Origin of the sequence: uncultured Brevundimonas sp. (genome assembly GCF_947305955.1) — a bacterium.
GTDB lineage: Bacteria > Pseudomonadota > Alphaproteobacteria > Caulobacterales > Caulobacteraceae > Brevundimonas.
The window spans coordinates 1-17,472 of the sequence record NZ_CAMZFB010000035.1 but is presented as its reverse complement, the minus strand read 5'-3'; the positions used below and the strand labels follow the sequence as shown (position 1 = coordinate 17,472).

Below are 17,472 nucleotides of genomic sequence, written 5' to 3'. Positions count from 1 at the left end.
AAGGATACCCAGATTAAATTGGCGCGCCGGGCGGTACGGCCTGTGCCGACTTCAGCACGGTCCATCCCGAGACTTCGCCCGTCAGGACGCTGGCCAGATGGCTGGCGTGGGCGGTTTCGAGACGGTCCCCTCGCACGCGCTTCAGGGCCTCGCCATATTTGCGTCCGGCCTCCAGAACGGCGGCCTTGGTCGTGGCGGTCAGGGCATCGCTTTCGGCCAGATTGGCCAGATAGGACGCATAGCGGCTGCGGACCACGCGGCGCAGTTCGGCTTGGCGAGGGGAGACCGTGCCGCTGAGCAGCTCGGCCTGAATACGGTCCAGCACTTCGGTCAGAGACAGCTGCGACGGATCGCGGCGGTTCTGCTCGACCAACTGGTTCAGCCGTTCGGGGGCCAACAGCGTCTCGAACACTGTCTCGGCCACGGCACCCGCCGCCGAGGTCGGATCGAACACACCGCCGACATAGCCGTCGAACAGCTCGATTTCGAACTGGCGATCCGAGCTGCCGGACTGCTGGGCCGACAGCAGGTCCAGCAGGTCGTCGCGCAGGTCCAGTTCGCCCGGCTTCAGCACCGTCATCAGGGCTTCCAGCGCAGCACGCTGTTTTGCAGCATCCACCGGCAAGGCCCGTTCAAAGCCGTCGCCCTTGACTGCATAGCTGTAGTTCAGACCGGCAATCTGGCGAGCCACGGCGGTCGTCTGATAGCGATGATAAAGGTAGATCGGCACGATCACGCGGCGCAGGTCCGCCACCGGCGCGCCATCGGGGATATTGTTCAGGCCAAAGCGCGACAAGGCGATACGGCGCACCTCCAGCACATTGGCCAGTTCGGCCACGGCATCGGTGCCATTGTCCCACATGGCCGAGGCCGGTTGCAGCGAGCCGAGCGGACGGGTGTCGCCGTCCGCCACAAAGACATAGCCCTTGGCCAGCGCGTCAGCGACCAAGGCCTCACGGCGGGCCTTCTGGTCCTGACCGCTTGAGCCGCCATAGAGCCAGTCGACGATGAAGTCGTCCCATGCGCCAACGCCCGTCGTATAGGCGTTGGAGGCATCCAGTTGGCCATCACGGGCGATGATCCACGGGGCCGGATAGTCCATCACCGAGGCGCGGTCGGCAAAGGTCGAGGCGGCGAAATTGTGCGAGAAGCCCAGCGCATGTCCGATCTCGTGCGCCGAGAGGTGACGCAGGCGGTGATAGGCCAGACGGTCCGGATCATCGACCGCACCCGTTCCCGAACGATCCACACCGAACAGGCCCTCGAAGATCATCTTGTCCTGACGGTCACGAAGCGAGCCGAGCTGCACCACACCACGGATGATCTCGCCCGTGCGCGGATCATTCACACTGGTTCCGGTGGACCAGCCGCGCGTCTCGCGGTGGACCCATGAGATGATATTGTAGCGGGCATCCATCGGATGGACGCCTTCAGGCAGGACCTCGACACGGAAGGCGTCGATATAGCCCGCCTTGTCAAAGGCGCTGGCCCACCAGTTGCCGCCCTCGATCAGGGCCTGACGGATGGCGGGCGGAGCGGCGCGGTCAACGTAGAAGACGATCGGCTTCTTCACGGTCGAGCGGGCCGCCGTCGGGTCGGTCTTTTCCAGCCGGAAGCGACGGGCCAGTCGGCTGACCACCGGCGTGTCCAGATCGGTAGCGTAGTCGGTCACCAGCTGCTGGACCGAGGTGCCGGCGCGCGGGTCATGCGGTACCGTCTCAAAACCCTCGTCCGGCAGACGGATGAAACTGTGACGCACGGCAAAAGTCAGGGAGCGGCCATCGGGTGCGACGCGGTTCAGCGTCTGGCCCGGCTCGTCCGAGGTAAAGGTCTGGACCGTCTGGAACTCGACATTGTCGGGGAAGACCAGCGTCTCGCCCGCTTCCAGATAGGACAGGTTGGAGGCCAGCTTATAGTTGCCCTGACGGGCCGATTTCAGGCGCGCGGCGATGTTGACGGCGTCGCGTTCCAGAAAGCTGGTCAGGTCCACACTGACGCTGCCGTCGGCATGGCGTTCAAGCACTTCCCCCGACCAGATGATGGAGGTCGCAAAGCTGGCGGCCACGGCTTCCTGCTCGTCGGCACTGGCCCCTTCGGCGCGATAGCGGTTGTTTTCAAAGCGGGCATAGATGCGGTTGCCAACGACGTTGAAGGCGACGATCTGCGCACGACCCAGCCCCGAGCGGTCCAGTCCCACACCGTCCACGCCAATGCCTGCGGACAGACCCGGCTGATAGAGGTAGCGACCGACAACACCCTTGTCGTCCGGTGCGCCAAAACGGGCGGTGACCTTGCCGCGCTGGGCATCGGTCCGCACCCCGAACAGACCCTCGCTCATGGCGGCGGGTGTCGTGGCCGCAGCCGGAGCTTGCGCCATCGAAACGTCCGGCAACGCCGCCACCATGACAAGGGCCGCGGCCCCCGACATCAAAAATGCCCGCAACATAAAAATCCCCTTCCACCGGCCCGATGATCCCCTCGATCACGGACGCGGATGTGGTCCCAAAAGAAAAGGCCCGGCGCAAGACCGGGCCTCGTTATTGTCGCTTAACGAACGCCCCGCGCCGAGGCATCCGGACGGCGGGTGTCCGCCGCACCATAGAAGCGGTCGCCCTCGACCATGATCGACTGGGTCGAGCCCATGGTCATGGACGGGCGGGTCTGATGGCCGCGCTCGCGCAGCATACGCTCGATCTCCGGCGAGAAGCCGCCTTCCAGTTCCAGTGGTGAACCGCCCCAGCCCTGGTTGATGCGCGGGCGCATGGCGGCCTCGGCCACGTTCAGCTTGTGGTCGATGACGTTGGAAATCAGCTGCACCATGGTGGCGATGATATAGCCACCGCCCGGCGTGCCGGTGACCAGCCACGGCTTGTCATCCTTGAACACGATCATCGGGGTGATGGTCGAGCCCAGACGCTTGCCCGGAGCCGGAGAGTTCGGCTCGCCCTCGGTGCCCCACGAGAAGTTGTCGACGTGGTTGTTCAGCAAGATGCCCGTGCCCACCGGCGCGACGTGCGCGCCATAGGAGTTGGACAGGGTGTAGGTGTTGGAAACGGCATTGCCGTACTTGTCCGCGACCGAGAAATGGGTCGTGTCCTTGCTCTCGTACGGATAGGGGTTGCCGTCCGGCAGGTTCGAGCCATCCAGCGCACGATCCATGGAGATCAGGCCGACGCGCTCGGCGGCAAATTCCTTGCTGGCCAAGCCGCGCGCGGGGGTCTGCCAGTGCGGATCGCCGCCAACCAGACGACGGTCATGGCTGGTGATCTTCATCGCTTCGGAGATCAGGTGCAGGCTGTCGACACTGCCCCAGCCCATGCTGGCGAGGTCGAAATGCTCCAGCATGTTCAGGGCCTGCGCCACGCTGACGCCCGAGGCCGTCGGCGGCATGAAGGAGATCTTGTGGCCACGGTACGAGCCCCAGATCGGCTCCGAGACAATGGCGCGATAGCTGGCCATGTCTTCCATGGTGATCAGGCCGCCGCGCGCCTGGATGCCATCGACGATCTGGCGGGCCAGTTCGCCCTTGTAGAACTCGTCCGCGCCACCTTCGGCCAGCTTCCGCAGGCTCTCGGCCAGAAGCGGCTGTTTGAAGACTTCGCCCGCCTGATAGGGGGTACCGTCCGGCTTCAGATAGGCTTCGGCCGCGCCCGGATCGAGGGCGAGGAAGCGGGCGCGACCGCCGGTGGCGTCAGCCTCGCCGTCCGTCAGGACATAGCCCTCTTCCGCCAGCTTGATCGCCGGAGCGACCAGTTCGGCCCAAGGCAGCGATCCGAAACGCTGGTGCGCTTCCCAGAAGCCCATGACCGTGCCCGGCACCGCCACATTTCGCATACCCGAGGGCTGCGAGCGGTCAAACTTGCCATCCGCACCCAGCAGGGTCTGCGGGGTCAGGGCCGACGGAGCCATGCCGTAATAGTTGATGGCGATATCGGCGGCGGGCCGGTCCGCCGTCGCGGCCATGTGGACCACCATATAGCCCGAGCCGCCGATGTTGCCCGCACGCGGCAGGGTCACCGCCTCGGCAAAGCCCACGGCCAGCGCGGCGTCCACGGCATTGCCGCCCTTTGCCAGAATCTCGACGCCCACGCGGGTCGCCAGATCGGACTGGGACACCACCATGCCGTCGCGGCCGATAACCGGATTGTGGATCTGGCCATAGTTGACGATGTCACCGCCACTGCCAGCTCCCGGGTGGACAGCGGCCTGCTGCGCCACGGCGGGCGTGAACCCGATCAATGCAGCGACCGAGGCTGCAGCCCACAAATTCATACGTCGGATCGACATGGCCATCCCCTCTAGATTCCCCGTCCTAGACGCCTCGATTGACGCCGGACCCACAAAAAACCGTCACTATTCAGCAACGCTCTGACACATTTTCAACCGCCTTCTGGGCGATACAATTCTAAAAACACCCTTCAAACAAGTATTTTTTGGATAACGACGTCGCGTATTGGCGTTATTCGAGCAATATCACGCCGCAATTGAGTTGCCAGAGGTCAAGTCTGCTGCAACAAGTTGTCGGTAGCTCGACCATGGGGTGATCCGTCATCGGACGACTGCCCTGCGGCCGTGCTCCATTCCACAGCCGGGGGCTGCCCATCAGGTCGGGAATGGTGTCACAAGAGGGGAATATATATGTCTAATCGCATCGCACGCCGGAACTTCCGCGCTGCCATGCTGGCATCCAGCGCACTGCTTGGCGCTGCTGTCGCAACCAACGCCTTCGCTCAGGATGCTTCGGAAGAGCCTGTCGCCGTTGACGAGATCGTCGTCGTCGGCTCGCAGATTCGCGGTGCAAAGGTTACTGCCGCCCTGCCGGTTACCGTCGTCAGCGAAGACGACATCATCGCTGCCGCTCCGGCATCGGGTGACGACCTGTTCCGCTCGATCCCGCAAATGGGCGACGTGACCTTCAACTCGTCCTACCTGCCGGCGACCTCGAACTCGGCCCGTGGCGACACCGGCTCGGTCAACCTGCGCAGCCTCGGCATCGGCAACACCCTGGTGCTGCTGAACGGCCGCCGCGTTGTCGGTCACCCGACCTCGCAGGCCAACGAGCACCTCGTTCCGGTTCTGACCTACAACACCAACGCCATTCCGGTGTCGGGCCTCAAGCGCATGGAAGTGCTGCGTGACGGTGCCGCCGCCATCTACGGCGCTGACGCCGTGGCCGGTGTGGTCAACACCGTTCTGCGCGACGACATGAACGACTGGACCGTTTCGGCCCAGTACGGCGGTGCCGAGGGCACCGGCATGCGCGAACTGAACTTCTCGCTGTACGGCGGTCAGGACATCCAGGAAGGCCGCGGTAACATCTCGCTGTTCTTCAACTACGACCACCGCGACGAGCTGAAGACCACCGACCAAGACTACACCGCCTCGAACGACCTGCGCGGCCTGTTCGCCGGCACCGGTTTCGAGAACAGCTCGGCCCTGAACGGCACCTCGAACTTGACCCCGTGGGGTCGCTTCACCGTTCGCGGCACCGGCACCATCGGCGCGACCAACCTGACGGCCTTCACCGTCCTGCCGGGCACCCGTTCGGAATGCCGCGTCCAGATCGGCAACGGCCTGTGCGTATCCAACACGGCCAACCTGCCGGGTGACCTGAACGCCGACAACCCCGCCATGGGGCTGACGGTCATGCCGGAAGTCGACCGTTACAACCTGTTCCTGACCGGCCGTTACCAGATCAACGACTCGGTCGAGTTCTTCGGTGAACTGGGCGGCTACTATGCCAAGTCGCAAGCGTGGCAAGAGCCGATCAACACCGCTTCGGGCGTGAACTTCATCATCCCGGGCTCGAACTACTACAACCCGTTCGACAACAACCCAGACATCACCCTGACCGGCTACCGCTTCACGGACATGGGCCCGATCAGCGTGGCCGTGACCAACAAGCAGTTCCGCATCCTGGGTGGTCTGCGCGGTGAATGGCGCGGCTGGAACTGGGAATCGGCCCTGCTGTGGTCGGAAGCCAGCGCCCGCGACGTCTCGGACAACATCTCGGCCACCAAGCTGCAAGAGTGGGCCGCCAAGAACACGCCGGACGCCTATAATTTCTTCAACGGCGGCAACCTGTCGAACCCGCGCGTCGGTGACAGCACCCTGTCGAACCAAGCTGCCCTCGACGGCATCCGCGTCGACATGGTCCGACGCACCAAGACCGAACTCGGCCTGTGGGACTTCAAGGTCTCGCGTCCGGACATCTACCAACTGCCGGCCGGTCCGGTCGGTCTGGCTGCCGGTATCGAACTGCGTACCGAAAGCCAACTGGACGATCGTGACAGCCGCATCGACGGCACCATCCAGTACACCAACCTGCTGGGTGCCGTTTCGTCGGACCTGATCAACTCGTCGGAGAACCCCGACACCTACGGCGAGCGTGACGTCTTCTCGGCCTATGTTGAAGTCGCCGCTCCGATCGTGTCGCCGGACATGGGCGTGCCACTGATCCACAACCTTGAAGTTCAGGTCGCTGGCCGCTTCGAGGAATATTCGGACTTCGGTTCGGTCGCCAAGCCCAAGTTCGCTGCGGCATGGGACATCGTTGACGGCTTCCGCATCCGCGGTTCGTGGGCTCAGGGCTTCCGCGCCCCGAACCTGGAACAGATCAACGCCACGGTGATCACCCGTTCGAACTCCTCGAACGACTACATCTACTGTGAAGCCCTGATCCGCCGTGGCGCTCTGACCAGCATGAACCAGTGCGGTGCTTCCGCTCCGGTTTCGAACACCTGGTCGGACTACGCCAACTTCTCGCAAAGCCACGTCCGCAAGTCGACGCCGGAACGCCGCTCGGGTAACCCGGAGCTGCAACCGGAAGAGTCCGAAACCCTGTCGCTGGGCGTGGTCATCCAACCGCGCTTCATTCCGGCAGAATTGGGCGACTTCACCGTCACCGCCGACTGGTGGCAGGTCGAGCAAACCGGCATGGTCGGTCTGTTCCGTGGTCAGAACGCTCTGACCCTCGACTACCTGCTGCGCAAGAACGGCTCGTCCAACCCGAACGTTGTCCGTGCCGAAGTGACCGCCGCCGACCGCGCCATCTTCGCTGGCACCGGTCTGGAAGCTGCCGGTGAGGTCCTCTACGTCACCGACGCCTACACCAACCAACAGCCGCAAACGGTTGAAGGTCTGGACCTGGGCGTAATGTGGAAGCTGCGCACCGACCGCTTCGGTGATTTCAGCGCCAACCTGAACGTCTCGCACCTGCTGAAGTACTATCTGGAAATGTCGCCTGCGACCCAGATGCTGGCTGATGCCAAGGCTTCGGGCGAAATCGCTCCGAACATCGCCATCTCGGGCTCGATGGGCGACATGATCGCTGACTTCGGCCGTCCGGAATGGAAGTGGTCGTTGTCGACGACCTGGCGCAAGGACGCCTGGACCGTGGGCGCGTTCACCCAGTACATCTCGGACCTGTATGACGACAGCCTGACCAACTCGGCTGGCGACTACTGGACCGTTGACTCGACCATCACCGCCAACCTCTATGCCGAATACGCTTTCGGCGAGAGCCAACTGGGCGGCGGCGCGCTGGCCAACTCGTCGGTCCGCGTCGGTGTGCGTAACATCACCGACAAGGATCCGCCGCTGTCGAGCGGTGGCTATGTCGGTACCGTGTACCAACCGTACGCGCGTTACTGGTACGCCAGCTTCCGCAAGACCTTCTAATCGGTCTTGAGACCTTCGGGGCGGGAGGCGATCATCGCCTCCCGCCCTTTCTCTATGTGTATCCCAACAGAGTTTCGGAGCAGACAATGAGCCAAGCCTCGCGTCGCCAGACCTCGCTCAAGGCCCTTGCCGCCGCCGCATTCGGCACCGCCCTGATGGTGGCTGCCCCTGCCCTCGCCGGCCCGCTGTCGGCCGATCATCAGTCCCAGATCCTCGGCACCGTCGAAGCCAACACCGCCGCGCTGGATCACGCGGCCATGGAAATCTGGAAATTCGCCGAGCTGGGCTATCAGGAGCACCAGTCGTCGGCCCTGCTGGCCCAGCAGCTGCGTGAAGCCGGCTTCTCGGTCGAGACCGGCATCGCCAACGAGCCGACCTCCTTCCTCGCCACCTTCAAGAACGGCGACGGCCCCGTCATCGCGGTTCTGGCCGAATACGACGCCCTGCCGGGCCTGTCGCAGACCCACAGTCCGGTTCAGGAAAGCGCCGGTGGCGTGGCCGGTCACGGCTGTGGCCACAACCTGTTCGGTGCCGCATCGGTCCACTCCGCCATCGCCGTCAAGGCGTGGATGGAAGCCAACAACATCAAGGGTGAGCTGCGCGTCTATGGCACGCCCGCCGAAGAAGGCGGTTCGGGCAAGGTCTATATGGTCCGCGACGGCCTGTTCGATGACGTTGACGTCAGCGTCCACTGGCACCCTGGCAATGTGAACTCGGCCCGTCAGGGCAACTCCATGGCCAATGTCTCGGGCAAGTTCCGCTTCTATGGCACCGCCGCCCACGCGGCAGCGGCACCGGACAAGGGCCGCTCGGCTCTGGACGGCATCGAGGCCATGAACGCCATGGTCAACCTGATGCGCGAGCACATTCCGGACCGCACCCGCATCCACTATGCCATCACCGACGGCGGCAAGGCTCCGAACGTGGTGCCGGCCTATGCGGAAGCCTATTACTACGTTCGCCACAACGATCCGGAGATCGTCCGTGACGTGCTGGAACGCGTGAAGCTGGCCGCAGAGGGCGCAGCCCTCGGCACCGGCACCCGCGTCGAGTTCGAGGCGATCGGCGGCGTCTATTCCATGCTGCACAACGAAACCCTGATGCACGTCATGGACCGCAACCTGCGCAGCGTCGGCGGCATCACCTGGACCGAAGAGGAAAAGGCCCTCGCCCGCGAAATCCAGAAGACCCTGACCACCCAGGAAGATCTGGACAGCGTTGGACGCATCGAGGAAGCCACCATCGGCGGCGACTTTGGCGGTTCGACCGATGTGTCGGACGTGTCGTGGGTGACGCCGACGGTCGGCCTGTCCACCGCCACCTTCGTCCCCGGCTCGGCAGGTCACAGCTGGCAGAACGTTGTGGCCGCCGGCTCGACCATCGGTCTGAAGGGTGCCCATCTGGCCACCAAGACGCTGGCCCTGACCACGGCCGAACTGTTCCAGTCGCCGGAAGTCATCGCCGAGGCCACGGCCGAGTTCGAACGCCGTCGCGGCCCGAACTTCCAGTACCGCGCCCTGCTGGGCGACCGTACGCCGGCCCTGAACTATCGCGACTGACAGATCAGGCTGACGGCCAAAAAGAAGGGGCGGCACCCACGAAGGTGCCGCCCCTTTTTCTATGCCACCAAGGCTCGATCAAGCCGTCGGGCGTGGCTCCGGATCGGAAACCGGAACGCCCGTGGACGGTACGGCTTCCACAGTCACCTCTTCCTCGTCGGTCAGCGGTACCGACGAGGACGGGCCGGTGATCGGCTCGCCCACGTCCTCGCGGTTCGGCGGGGTGCCGTCCTTGAGCAGGGCCGCGATCTCGTCACCCGACAGGGTCTCGTATTCCAGCAGTGCCTGGGCCAGTGCCTCGTGATCCTTGGCCTTTTCGGTCAGGATACGGCGGGCCTCGTCCCAGCCGCCGTTGACCAGCGCACGAACTTCCTCGTCGATGATCTGGGCGGTCTTTTCAGAGATGTTCTGGGTGCGCGACACCGAATGACCGAGGAAGACCTCTTCCTGGTTCTCACCGTAAGCAACAGTGCCCAGCTTTTCGGAATAGCCCCAGCGGGTGACCATGGCGCGGGCCATCTTCGTCGCCTGTTCGATGTCCGACGACGCGCCCGAGGTGATGTTTTCCTTGCCGAAAATCAGCTCTTCAGCCACGCGGCCACCGGCGAGGATGGCGATACGGTCCACCATCTGCTGATAGCTCATGGAATAGCGGTCACCTTCCGGCAGCTGCATCACCATGCCCAGTGCGCGGCCTCGCGGGACGATGGTGGCCTTGTGCACCGGATCGGTCTTCTTGACGTTGAGGGCGACGATGGCGTGACCGGCCTCGTGATAGGCGGTCAGGCGCTTTTCTTCCTCGCTCATGGCCATGGACTTGCGTTCCGAGCCCATCATGACCTTGTCCTTGGCGTCCTCGAAGTCGCGCTGGGTGACCATCTTGCGGTCCTTGCGCGCAGCCATCAGGGCCGCTTCGTTGACGAGGTTGGCAAGGTCCGCACCCGAGAAGCCCGGCGTACCGCGCGCGATCGTTTTCACGTTCACGTCGGCGGCCAGCGGCACATCCTTCATGTGGACGCGCAGGATGTGTTCGCGGCCGGTAACGTCCGGGTTCGGCACAGTGACCTGACGGTCGAAACGACCGGGGCGCAGCAGGGCCGGATCCAGCACGTCCGGACGGTTGGTCGCGGCGATCAGGATGATGTTTTCGGACGCTTCAAAGCCGTCCATCTCGACCAGAAGCTGGTTCAGCGTCTGTTCGCGCTCGTCGTTACCACCGCCCAGACCTGCGCCACGGTGACGGCCCACGGCGTCGATTTCGTCGATGAAGATGATGCACGGCGCGTTCTTCTTGGCCTGTTCGAACATGTCGCGGACGCGCGAGGCACCCACACCGACGAACATTTCCACGAAGTCCGAACCCGAGATCGAGAAGAAGGGCACGCCCGCCTCACCGGCCACGGCGCGGGCCAGCAGGGTCTTACCCGTCCCCGGAGGGCCGACCAGCAGAGCGCCCTTGGGGATCTTGCCGCCCAGACGCTGAAACTTCGACGGGTCCTTCAGGAAGTCCACGACCTCTTGAAGTTCTTCCTTGGCCTCGTCCACGCCTGCGACATCGGCAAAGGTCTTGCGGCCCTTGTGCTCGGTCAGCAGCTTGGCCTTGGACTTGCCAAAGCCCATCGCGCCCTTGGAGCCGCCCTGCATGCGGTTCATAATGAACAGCCAGAAGCCGATAATCAGCACCACCGGCAGCAGCAGACCGATCAGGCCCGACCACCACGGCTGGCGGGTCGATTTGACGTCAACGGCGATGCCCGCCGTGTGCATCTTCTCGACCAGTGCCTCGTTCGGCACCGGGACCGTCGCGGTGAATTTGCTGTCGTTCTTATAGACGCCGTTCACGCTGTCGCCGCGCACGGTGACCGACTTGATCTCCTGCGCGTTAATCGCGGTCATAAGCTGGGTGTAGTTGATTTGCGTCGGGCGACCCGCCGCGTTCGGCGCGCCCGCCTTGGTGGCCAGTCCGCCGCCCGTAGTCATGGTGGAGTACACCACGGCCACCATCAACAAGATGCCGGCGCCGATGGCAATATTTCGCAGGTTCATGCGGTCCTCGGTTCCCCGACATGCCGGAATGGCAATGCCGGACACAGTCATTCAACGTGAAAATAGGGCAGTCGATCCGGTTTCGCCATGCCACAGGTCAAACAGTGCACCTTCCTGCGGCGTTTCGTCCGCAAGACACAGGGCCGTCGCGCGATAGCGACGCCCGCACAGGCCCCGAAGTTCCACCCTGTCATTAGCCAAAACATAGTGATCTGTCAGCGGCTTATGCAGCACAGGCCAGCTCAGACGCGCCGCTGGCGGCATGGCCGACAGGGATTTTCGGTCATCATCGGACAGTTTCGAGAGATTTCCCGCCCCGGCCAGAATTTCCCAGCCATCCTCACGCGCGGTGACCTCAAAACGGTTGTCCCAGACCATGGAGTGGCCGTTTTCCAAGACGGTAGCGCCCAGCCGCGCGCGCTTCTGCTCACCCGCTTCCCTGAACATCAGCACGCGCCCGCCGGTCATTTCGATGCGGGTGCCGGACAGGATCATGGTGCGATCCTCACCATCCCCCAGCGCCGCCATCAGCGTGCCGAGGCGGTCCGAGCGCGGCGGCACATCATGGCCCGACGCACACAACAGGGCGACCGAGACGCCATGGGCCGAGGCCGCGAGTTCTCCCCTGTCGAAATGGAAAACGCCCGCGTCGGCGCGCTCGCCGGGATCGGCAAACACCACGCTCTTCTGAAGCGTCGGCGGGGCGATCTTGCCTGCGATCTGCTGGCGGGCGCGCACGCGGGCATAGCGGCTGTCTTGATTGGCGGGATCATCGATCCAGTCCTGCCCCTGCGCCGTCAGCCAATCGCGCAAAACTTGGCGGCGCTCATTCAGCAAGGGGCGGAACAGGGTGACACCCCTGCCCTGCGGCCAGACCGGGGATGGCGACATCGGACGCAACCGCCCCACCGACGTGCCCTGCGCCCGCATCAGTTCGTTTTCGGCCACATCATCGGCGGTGTGACCCAGCATCAGGATGGAGGCCCCCGCCTGTCGCGCGGCCTCGGCCAACAAGGCATGACGGGCCATACGGGCGCGTTCCTGAATGGCGGTGCCGCCCGATGCATTTTCCCACGCCAGACCCTGCCAGTCCGCGCCCGCATCGCGGGCCATGGCGGCAGCCTGCCGCGTCCAGTCGGCGCTTTTGGGATTGAGGCGGTGATCGACCGTCAGCGCCAGAATGCGGCGGCCATGTTTCGCGGCCCACATACACGCGAGACGCAGCAGGGCGTGGCTGTCGCTGCCGCCTGACAGGCCGACAGCAATGGGGCGCTCTCCCCCTTTATCAAGGCAGGCTGAAAGCTGTGCCTCAAGGCGCGCTTCCAGCCCGTCCGGATCGGCGTCGTGGATCAGCTGCACTCCGCGCGGGTGCGAAGCTGGGTGGCGCGGGCCTTTTGCTGGGCCGTAGCGGCCTCGGCATAGCGGCGGTTGAACTCGTTCAGAGCGCCACAAGCTTGGGTCTTGCGATCGGTCGCGCGCAGGGCCTCGGCCAGTTTCAGCACCGTTTCGGCGGCCCACGGCGTGCGCGGCCAGCCTTCCAGCGCCTTGGCATAGGAGGCGACAGCCGAGGCATTGTCGCGGCCCGCGACCTGCATGTCACCCAGACGGCTGTGGGCTTCCTTGGCCTGAACGGTATCGGGCCAAGTGATGGTCACGGTTTCCAGCGCGCGCATGCCGCGACGGCTGTCTTCCGTCGTCAGGCGCATGGCGGCCTGAAGATCGCCCGCCGCATTGCCCGTCGGCGAATGGGCTTCGATCGGGGCGTTCAGCTCGGCTTCTTCCTGCATCTTCTGCAGGCGCTCTTCCAGAGCGTCGACGCGGCCCTGAAGTGCGGTGTTGTTGCGGTTGGCCTCGTCCAGTTCGAAGGTCATGCGCTCGCTGTCGGCGTTCACACGACGGAAGGTGGCCTCAAGGTCCGACAGGCGGCGCTCCAGCAGCGACACCTGACCTTGCAGGGCGACAACCTCGGGGTCCGGCTCGACGATCACGGGCTGACCGGCGGCATTGCGCTGGGTCAGGGCGCGTTCCAGACGGCGGACATTGCGGTCCAGCGTGTCGAGGCGGCGCTTGTCCCATTCCACAGCCGGAATGACCGGTTGGGCCGCGGGCGCGTTGCGGTTCTGGGCGATGGCCGAGGTGCCGCCGATCACGCACAGGCCGATAGCCGTGGCCGCGACCGACATCTTCAAACGAAAAGGCTGTTTCATCATGGTCTTATCCGTTTCACCGATTGCGCCCGACTGCAAGACTTTCAACGTTGGCCCTAGTGGCCGAGGCCGAGATAGACGATGGCCGCCAGGAACAGTGTCAGCACAATGCTGCAGAACACCAGCAGGAACATCATCCGCCACGCCGCCGAGAAGAAGGACAGGTCATAAGCGCCCTTCAATTGGGCGAACATATGGACGGGGATGATGATCGCGACCGCCCAGGCAATGGCCGAGCCCAGCGCCGGCAGCAGCGTGACCGCCACGACCGCAACCAGCAGCAACATGGCCATAAAGGTCAGCGAATAGAGAACAAACACCCCGTGGTCATAGAGGGTGAAGCCGCGACGCCACAGGAACAGCAGCCACATGAAGGGGATGGAGAACGGCACCAGCAGGAAGGCGAACTTATAGGCCGTCTGTTGCAGCTTATAGACCATCAGGTCGGGGTTCTTCAGCTTCTTGCCGATGCTGGCCATCACCCCCTTACCGTTATTGTCCCATTTCAGGTCTGCAACCTGAGCCTGCCACGAGCCGGGCTCCAGCCCATCGGTGCGGGTGGCCGTGGTCGGTGCCGTGTTACCGTTTTCGACCGCAGCTTCCAGTCCGGCCAGACGCCCTTCCAGCGTGGCCTTCACGCCGGCCATCGTGCCCTTTTCCGCACCCAGTGCGATACGAGCACTGCCGGTGCTGGTGGCAAAGGCAGCCTCGTTCTCGGCGATGCTCTTGTCGATCTCGGCGATCTGGGCCTTGAGGTTGGCGACATCCTCGGGCGTCGCCTGCGTCTGGGTAATGGTCGGCGTGACATCGACGTGGGGCTTCGGGGCCATGGTCAGGCCGAAGAAGATCACGAACAGGGTGAACAGGAAGATCGCTAGCGGCGAGACATAGCTCGTGCGACGTCCCTGACACCATTCGCGGGTCAGCTTGCCCGGATTGGCGATCAGCAGCGGCAGGGTGCGCCAGATACGCCCATCAAAGTGCATGACGCCGTGCAGCAGCTCGTGGCCCAGATGCAGAAGCGTACGGTGCACATGGGCGGGCTGGCCGCATTCGGCGCAAAAGTTTCCGGTGACGGGCGATCCGCAGTCGGCACAATTGTGATGAGCTTCACCCGCGTGGCCCTGTTTCTGGTCCAGGCCCTTGGCCGCAGCTGTCCCTGCTAGGGCTCCGGCTGCACCTTCAATCGCGTCAAATTCCATCTTCAATAAGCCCCCTGCGTCGGGCGGAGACTGCCGCCAACCCATCAAAATTAAAAGAGGGCACCGGCCCAAGCCGATGCCCTCTCTCAACTATTTAACGAGATCGCTGTTTAGCGAGCGCCCGAGACGATGGCGGTGCGGGCGTTACGGTTTTGGGCCCATGCCGACTCGTTCGAGCCTTCAGCGATCGGACGCTCCTTACCGAAGGAGATGGTGTCGATGCGGTTGGCCGGAATGCCGCGCGAGATCAGGAAGTTGCGGACGGCTTCGGCGCGGCGGGCACCGAGGGCGAGGTTGTACTCGCGGGTGCCGCGTTCGTCGGCATTGCCTTCGATACGGACGGTGATCGACGGATAGCGTTGCAGCCAGGCGGCCTGAGCGCCCAGACGCATGGCGGCTTCGGCGTTCACTTCATACGAGTCGAGGTCGAAATAGATGCGGTCGCCAACATTGATGACGAAGTCCTGCTCCGAACCCGGAATGGCTTGGCCCACGCCAGCGCCGTCCACCGGACCGGTCGGTGCGGTCGGATAGGCCGGGTTGGTTGCCGGCGGCGGGGTGGTCGGCGTCGCCGTATCCACAGCGGGCTTAGGCGTACATGCAGCCATGGCGGCGGCAAAGGCGCCGATGGTTGCGATCTTGATCAACGAAACCTTTGTCATGCTCGACTCCAGAAATGAGGGCCACACAGGGGCCCAAGCTTAACTGTTATACGCGGCTACCTACATCGGCTAACGCGCTCATTCCAGCGTGGTCCCAGAGGATAACGAAGGAGTGAACGCCATTAACCACCTCGGCGCAAATCTATGACGCGGAACAGGAATCCGGTCCCTGGTTCAATCCCAGATTAGCGGGCGGCGCGTCCAGCAGGCCCGACCAAGCCGGAGACGATCCGCGTTCCTGATAACCCGCTTGGGCCACAACGCGGCCCGACAGGTCCACGGTCCACAGACGGGTGTCACCACCGGGCGATTGGCGGGCGAACATCACATAGCGACCGTTCGGCGCCCACGACGGACCTTCTTCCAGATAGGACGAGGACAAGGTGCGCTCGCCCGTGCCGTCCGGACGCATCACGCCCGTATGGAAACGGCCACCCGACTGCTTGGTAAAGGCGATCAGATCACCGCGCGGCGACCATGCCGGCGCGGTATAGACACCGCCGCCACGGCTGATGGCGCGCTGGCCCGAGCCATCGGCGCGCATGGTGTAGAGGCGAGCCGTACCCGAACGGTCGGACGTAAAGACGATCTGCGAGCCATCAGGGCTGAACGACGGCGAAGTGTCGATACCCGGATCGCTGGTCAGACGCGACAGCTGGCGCGTGCGCAGGTTCATCACATAGATGTCGGTGTTGCCGTTGCGAATGATGGAGAAGGCCATCTTCGACCCGTCATTCGAGAAGCGCGGGGCCAGAACCTGACCTTCGAACTCGCCAAGGCTTTCGCGGCGGCCCGTGGCAAGGTTGTACAGGTAAATGCGGCTGTAATCCTTGCCCAGAGCCACATAGGTGACTTCGTCGGGATTATGCATGGAGAAGCGCGGCGACATGATCACCTCGTCGCCCTGCGTCAGGAAGACGGGGTTGTAGCCATCCTGATCGACGATGGTCAGACGGCTGCGACGGTTGGTCTGGCTACCGCTCTCGGCCACGAACAGAACACGGCTGTCGAAGAAGCCCGGCTCGCCCGTCAGGCGCTGATAGACCACGTCCGAAATCTTGTGCGCGATACGGCGCCATTGCTCGGCGGTGGCGGTGAACTGATAGCTGACCAGCTGGCACTGGCGGTACGGGTCATACAGGCGGAAACCGACGTCCACACGGCCATCGGCCCGCTGGGTCACGCCGCCATAAAGAACAGCCTGCGCGCCGATCGAGGTCCACTGCGGGAAGTTCGGCGCATTGGCCAGCGTCAGGCCCGTCTCGATGAAGCTGGCCGGATTGAGCGGATCAAAAAAGCCCGAGCGTTTCAGGTTGCCGCTGATGACCTGCGAAATCTGCGAGCCGTTGGTCCCGCTGAACGGAACCACAGCAATCTGCATGGGGCGCAGGACGCCCTGATCGATTTCCACTTCCACCGGACCCGATTGAGCCGGGGCCTGTTGCGCCTGCACGGCTGCTGGCGCGGCCAACACCAGCGCGGCGGCTGAGGCGAGCAGTAACTTCATGCGCATGATGGAAGCTCCTTTAAACGGTTCGTCGGTTCTGAGTGGGCCTGTGCTAGGCCGAGCGGTCAAGCCTGTAGGCGACCTTATCGGTTGGCGCAGGCCCTCTCGGTGTTGAAGCTGGGACGGTATTGGCCGCCCTCGAAATTGGCGGGAACGTCAAACGGCTGGGCCTGACGCAGGGCGCGGATGGCCCCTTCGGCGGCGGCGCGATAGATCGACGACGGCTGCGGGTTCACCAGCGTCGGCCCACTCGTGATGCGGCCATCGCGCGACAGGGTGATGTCCATCTGGATACGCAGCGAGCGGGCCGCGTCGATGTCGCACAGCGGTGCCCAGTAGTCGTAGACCTTGTTGAAGCTAGCAGCCAGTTGCGGACCCGCAGCCTGCGGAGCGCTGCCACGGCCTTGTTGGCCGGTTGCGGGACGTCCGGTGTTGCCGGTCTGGCGCTGCGGTCCGGTCAGTTCCGACAGGTTCAGGCCCGGTGCCTCGCGCTGTGCAGGCGGACGCGTCGACGGCTGGGTGGCCGGCGTGGTCGGGCGCGTGGGCGTGGTGTTACGCGGCGGCGTCGCACGGGGCGGCGTCGGATCGGCCTTCGGCTGCGGCTGAGGC

Annotated in this window: 11 protein-coding genes; 2 read left to right on the top strand and 9 right to left on the bottom strand. The window is 64.1% G+C overall.

Annotated elements, in window-relative coordinates; genetic code table 11:
- Nucleotides 1-13: 13 nt before the first annotated feature.
- Complete coding sequence (locus Q0Y42_RS09785) at nucleotides 14-2,446, bottom strand: zinc-dependent metalloprotease (protein ID WP_297803093.1); 2,433 nt, start codon at nucleotides 2,444-2,446, stop codon at nucleotides 14-16.
- Between the two features lie 101 nt (nucleotides 2,447-2,547).
- On the bottom strand, nucleotides 2,548-4,287 hold the full coding sequence (gene ggt / locus Q0Y42_RS09780) for a gamma-glutamyltransferase (protein WP_297803090.1): 1,740 nt from the start codon (nucleotides 4,285-4,287) through the stop codon (nucleotides 2,548-2,550).
- A gap of 351 nt (nucleotides 4,288-4,638) precedes the next feature.
- Here ggt and Q0Y42_RS09775 point away from each other — a divergent pair, with 351 nt between their 5' ends.
- Both Q0Y42_RS09775 and Q0Y42_RS09770 read left to right on the top strand, forming a co-directional pair.
- Nucleotides 4,639-7,680, top strand: coding sequence for a TonB-dependent receptor (locus Q0Y42_RS09775; protein WP_297803087.1), 3,042 nt, complete (start codon nucleotides 4,639-4,641; stop codon nucleotides 7,678-7,680).
- A gap of 86 nt (nucleotides 7,681-7,766) precedes the next feature.
- Nucleotides 7,767-9,239, top strand: a complete 1,473-nt coding sequence (locus tag Q0Y42_RS09770; protein WP_297803083.1) for an amidohydrolase — start codon at nucleotides 7,767-7,769, stop codon at nucleotides 9,237-9,239.
- Between the two features lie 78 nt (nucleotides 9,240-9,317).
- On the opposite strand, the gene ftsH is transcribed toward Q0Y42_RS09770, so the two are convergent.
- From ftsH to Q0Y42_RS09735, 7 genes are all read right to left on the bottom strand, one after another.
- Nucleotides 9,318-11,285 (bottom strand): ATP-dependent zinc metalloprotease FtsH, encoded by a 1,968-nt coding sequence (ftsH, locus tag Q0Y42_RS09765; protein ID WP_297803080.1) that lies wholly within the window; start codon nucleotides 11,283-11,285, stop codon nucleotides 9,318-9,320.
- A gap of 51 nt (nucleotides 11,286-11,336) precedes the next feature.
- Nucleotides 11,337-12,644, bottom strand: coding sequence for a tRNA lysidine(34) synthetase TilS (tilS, locus tag Q0Y42_RS09760; protein ID WP_297803077.1), 1,308 nt, complete (start codon nucleotides 12,642-12,644; stop codon nucleotides 11,337-11,339).
- A complete protein-coding gene (locus tag Q0Y42_RS09755) occupies nucleotides 12,635-13,495 on the bottom strand; it encodes a tol-pal system protein (RefSeq protein WP_297803073.1) in 861 nt (286 codons plus the stop codon). Before Q0Y42_RS09755 ends, tilS begins: the two co-directional genes overlap by 10 nt.
- A 53-nt stretch (nucleotides 13,496-13,548) precedes the next feature.
- Nucleotides 13,549-14,694, bottom strand: a complete 1,146-nt coding sequence (locus Q0Y42_RS09750) for a DUF3667 domain-containing protein (RefSeq protein WP_297803070.1) — start codon at nucleotides 14,692-14,694, stop codon at nucleotides 13,549-13,551.
- Between the two features lie 110 nt (nucleotides 14,695-14,804).
- Nucleotides 14,805-15,356: a peptidoglycan-associated lipoprotein Pal gene (pal, locus tag Q0Y42_RS09745; RefSeq protein ID WP_297803067.1), complete on the bottom strand. Its 552-nt coding sequence runs from the start codon at nucleotides 15,354-15,356 to the stop codon at nucleotides 14,805-14,807.
- A 142-nt stretch (nucleotides 15,357-15,498) separates the two neighbouring features.
- Complete coding sequence (gene tolB / locus Q0Y42_RS09740; protein ID WP_297803064.1) at nucleotides 15,499-16,869, bottom strand: Tol-Pal system beta propeller repeat protein TolB; 1,371 nt, start codon at nucleotides 16,867-16,869, stop codon at nucleotides 15,499-15,501.
- A gap of 77 nt (nucleotides 16,870-16,946) precedes the next feature.
- Nucleotides 16,947-17,472 (bottom strand): hypothetical protein (locus tag Q0Y42_RS09735; protein ID WP_297803061.1); only part of this gene is annotated, 526 nt, incomplete at its 5' end.

Bases quoted from the DNA above. Each gene is read 5' to 3' on its own strand.
- Q0Y42_RS09770 (WP_297803083.1), top strand. From the start codon at position 7,767: ATGAGCCAAGCCTCGCGTCGCCAGACCTCGCTCAAGGCCCTTGCCGCC.
- Q0Y42_RS09755 (WP_297803073.1), bottom strand. From the start codon at position 13,495: ATGATGAAACAGCCTTTTCGTTTGAAGATGTCGGTCGCGGCCACGGCT.
- Q0Y42_RS09750 (WP_297803070.1), bottom strand. From the start codon at position 14,694: ATGGAATTTGACGCGATTGAAGGTGCAGCCGGAGCCCTAGCAGGGACA.
- ftsH (WP_297803080.1), bottom strand. From the start codon at position 11,285: ATGAACCTGCGAAATATTGCCATCGGCGCCGGCATCTTGTTGATGGTG.
- tolB (WP_297803064.1), bottom strand. From the start codon at position 16,869: ATGCGCATGAAGTTACTGCTCGCCTCAGCCGCCGCGCTGGTGTTGGCC.
- Q0Y42_RS09785 (WP_297803093.1), bottom strand. From the start codon at position 2,446: ATGTTGCGGGCATTTTTGATGTCGGGGGCCGCGGCCCTTGTCATGGTG.
- pal (WP_297803067.1), bottom strand. From the start codon at position 15,356: ATGACAAAGGTTTCGTTGATCAAGATCGCAACCATCGGCGCCTTTGCC.
- Q0Y42_RS09775 (WP_297803087.1), top strand. From the start codon at position 4,639: ATGTCTAATCGCATCGCACGCCGGAACTTCCGCGCTGCCATGCTGGCA.
- ggt (WP_297803090.1), bottom strand. From the start codon at position 4,287: ATGTCGATCCGACGTATGAATTTGTGGGCTGCAGCCTCGGTCGCTGCA.